This window comes from Chloroflexus sp. (assembly GCF_034434295.1).
Taxonomy (GTDB): domain Bacteria; phylum Chloroflexota; class Chloroflexia; order Chloroflexales; family Chloroflexaceae; genus Chloroflexus.
Map to the genome: position 1 here is coordinate 1 of NZ_DAOTZQ010000131.1, position 3,196 is coordinate 3,196.

Genomic DNA, 3,196 nt, shown 5'->3' on the forward strand with positions numbered 1-3,196 from the left:
TCGCGCTCCCAGGGTATACCGGTGCACACGGCGTTATGTACGGTGTCGGGGTGTTGAAGGAGCCTGATATGACAACTGTCGCGCTGGGATTATCGATGTTCAGGCAAGACGTTTCGGATAGGTTTTTATGTCAATGGGCACCTGTATCATCGCAGCGTGTTATACCCGTTTTGCAGTAGTGGCGACGCACCTGCAACAGCTGCACCGAGACACATGAATTGCCCCGCTTCCCATCTCTCTCACCAACTGACAGACCGGCTGGTGACGAATGCCAGATTGAGCGCCGGTCATCCCGACGCGGCAACCATTACCGTCTAAACCCACCAACAAACGTCTGCTGCGAGTGGTGGCTGAACAATACCAGCGAATAATCACCGGGCGGCAAGTCTATCAATTCCAGGGAGCCACTTACGCGGCCATCGCCATCGGCGCGCACGGTGGTCACGGTGACCGGTGGTGCACCGGCGGGTGGGTTATACCAGATACCAACTGGTTCGCCGGGGGCAAAGCCGGCAGCCGAATAGGACAGCGTTTGTCCGGTAATAGTAAGAGTCGGTGTCCGCCAAAACGTGCGGTCCGGGCCGTCGCCAATCACCGTTGCGGGCAGATTGCTTTGACCTCGGCCAGATTCGCTGACCGCATCGCGAAAACTGAGTCGGGCAACGCGACCAATGGCGGTACCCAACGGGGCGTCTTCGTGCACCCGGAAACGGATTGTTATTGTAACCAGATCACGCCCGGCAGCCAGTATCCCCGTGCGTATTGTGATGCGTCCCGGTTGCACATCACTCACCCATACGTCGGGGCGACTTGTTTTGGCGTCAAGCAGGATCAAGGTGTCATCAGCAAACGGCAACTCAATCGTGGTCGCAAATGCCGGCCCCTGGCCGTAATTTTCCAGCACCAGATCCAGGCTAAACATCTCACCCGGCTTCACCACATCATCAACCCGCTGAGCCAGCACCAGACGGGCCGGTCGTGCCCCCAATGCAGGATTGATCACATACTCAATATCGTCAATCAACCAGGTATCGCGCACTCCATTCAGTTCGATGGCGCTAATCACCTGTCCTGGGGGGGCGGTCAGCGTGGCTCGGTCAAGGCGACCGGTCAGGATATTTGCCGGCACCCCGGTTGTTGCCAGGACAGACCCATCGGCAGCGAAGGCCGTGATCCCAAGCGTCTCAGAAGTAGAAACCCCAACACTGAATGCAATGACATTGGCCGGCAAACTAATCCTGCCGCTACCGCTCCCACTCACACGTCCGAAACCGTTACCGTTCAGCCAGAAAGCACATGTATCGCCAAAATCGGGACAGAATGCAGGAAACGGAGCATTGTAGCGCCCGCTACGCACATCACCGAAGCGCCAGCCGGCGCCAAACTGTAGCCCACCATAGCCGGTAACATCCAGATTATCGGCAAATCCTTCAAAATCGAGCGTGACCGTGAGCAACGGCTGCGCAGCCACCGCCGAAGCGGAGAAGAGTGACCAGATGGCGAACCAGAGGATCAGCACACGACGCATATGCACCTCCTTACGACGGTGGTAGCCGTTATTATATGGGAGAAGTTGGGAAAGGGGAATGGCAAATTTGTCAGGTTGGTAATATCGACAATAACGGTTTTGTGATATTTAACCCAAGTTGCCACCTATGTTGTGAGCAGGCCACGAAGATTGACTGCCGGGATGAACAGTGCGACGTTGTGTGCAAGACCATGCGGCGTACCTGCGAGAACAATGTAGGTAGTACCCCGTTCCTATCGACACGCTACCTCACGCCCCAAGGTAGCAACTCAGGCTATTTACAATATCGTATTGCCCCATCGCCCAACACCATCACACATCCTCTGAAACCTCTGCACCCATAGTGCGTACATGCATCCGAGACCACTCCTGCACGCCACATAGTACAGAGTCTTTGTCCATCACAGTATTATTCGAAGGGAGGTTGTATGTCCCGCACACACCGGTACTGGTTCATTTCGCTCATCGGCCTGTTACTCTTCGCCCTTACCGCATGTGGTGGTGGAGAGAGCGCCGCTCCTACCGCAACCCCAACCCAGGCGGCTGCGGCGCCCACGCGCACGCCCCGCCCCACCTTACCCCCAGCCCAACCGACGGCCACCCCACGCCCCTCACCCACAGCCGCCAGCCAGAGTGGTCAGTTGGCGCTGGTCGATATTGGACCACTTGAGACCTATCGGCACGCGAGTGATGTCTTTCAGATCGATATTCCCAGCAACTGGACACTAGAGGATAACAGCTCCCCAACCGAGCTGTTACTGATCTGGACAGACCCGACCGGCAATGGTGCGATCTGGGTGAATATTGTTGAAGATAGCCGGAGCTACACCGATCAGCAACTGGTCGATGCACTTACTTCGTTTCTCGAAGAGCGCTTCGGTCAACAGCCAGATTTTGTCTACGAAGAGGCCCGCCCGCAAAGTGATGGCAGTCAGTTAGTGGTCTGGTCGTATACGGCCACGGCTGACAACAATGTGCAGTCAACCTTGCTGGGGAACAGCTTTATTGAGCAACGAGGTGATAAGATTTCAATCCTTACCACCATGGTGCCCGAAGAGCAGTTTGATACGCTGGTGAGCAAAACCGACGAAATTATCAATACCTACCGCCTTAACCCCTCTGCTTCCATCGGCGGCAGCTCGACAACCGGTAATGAAACTACCAGCGGTAGTGCGCTGGCTCCGGTTGAAATTGGTCAATTGCAGACCTACAACCATCCCTCTGGCGTGTTCAGGATCGACTTGCCGGAAAACTGGAGCCTGACCGATAACAGTCGCCCCGGCGAACTGATCCTGGTCTGGTCTGATCCAACAAACAATGCGGCAATCATTGTTGATGTACTGGAAGACAGCACTACCTACAGCGACGATGAGCTGGTTGACAAGCTGGTGAGCTTCTTGCAATCGGCATTTGGCAGTCAACCCGACTTCTTCTACGAAGAGCCGCGACCGCAAAGTGATGGCAGTATCCTGATCGTGTGGGGGTATACCGCAACGGCCTCCAACAACGTGCAGGCACCGATGTTGGGGAACAGTTTCATTGAGCAGCGTGGTAACAAGGTCTCGGTGTTAACAACCCTGGTGCCTGAAGATCAATTCGATACGCTGGTCAGCCGCACCGACGAGATTATCAACACTTATCGTCTCGACCCGAACGCCAGTGTGCCAT

2 protein-coding genes are annotated in these 3,196 nt (G+C 55.6%); one reads left to right on the forward strand and one right to left on the reverse strand.

All coding sequences use genetic code 11. The annotated features are described in order from the left end of the window. Positions 1 to 307: 307 nt before the first annotated feature. Positions 308 to 1,528 (reverse strand): hypothetical protein, encoded by a 1,221-nt coding sequence (locus tag VAE57_RS17580; RefSeq protein WP_322823132.1) that lies wholly within the window; start codon positions 1,526 to 1,528, stop codon positions 308 to 310. Between the two features lie 428 nt (positions 1,529 to 1,956). Here VAE57_RS17580 and VAE57_RS17585 point away from each other — a divergent pair. After that, the coding region (locus VAE57_RS17585; RefSeq protein WP_322823133.1) for a hypothetical protein at positions 1,957 to 3,196 on the forward strand (1,240 nt) is incomplete at its 3' end.

What these genes read in the sequence shown, in the direction of transcription:
- VAE57_RS17580 (WP_322823132.1), bottom strand. Translation starts at nt 1,528, where the DNA reads ATGCGTCGTGTGCTGATCCTCTGGTTCGCCATCTGGTCACTCTTCTCC.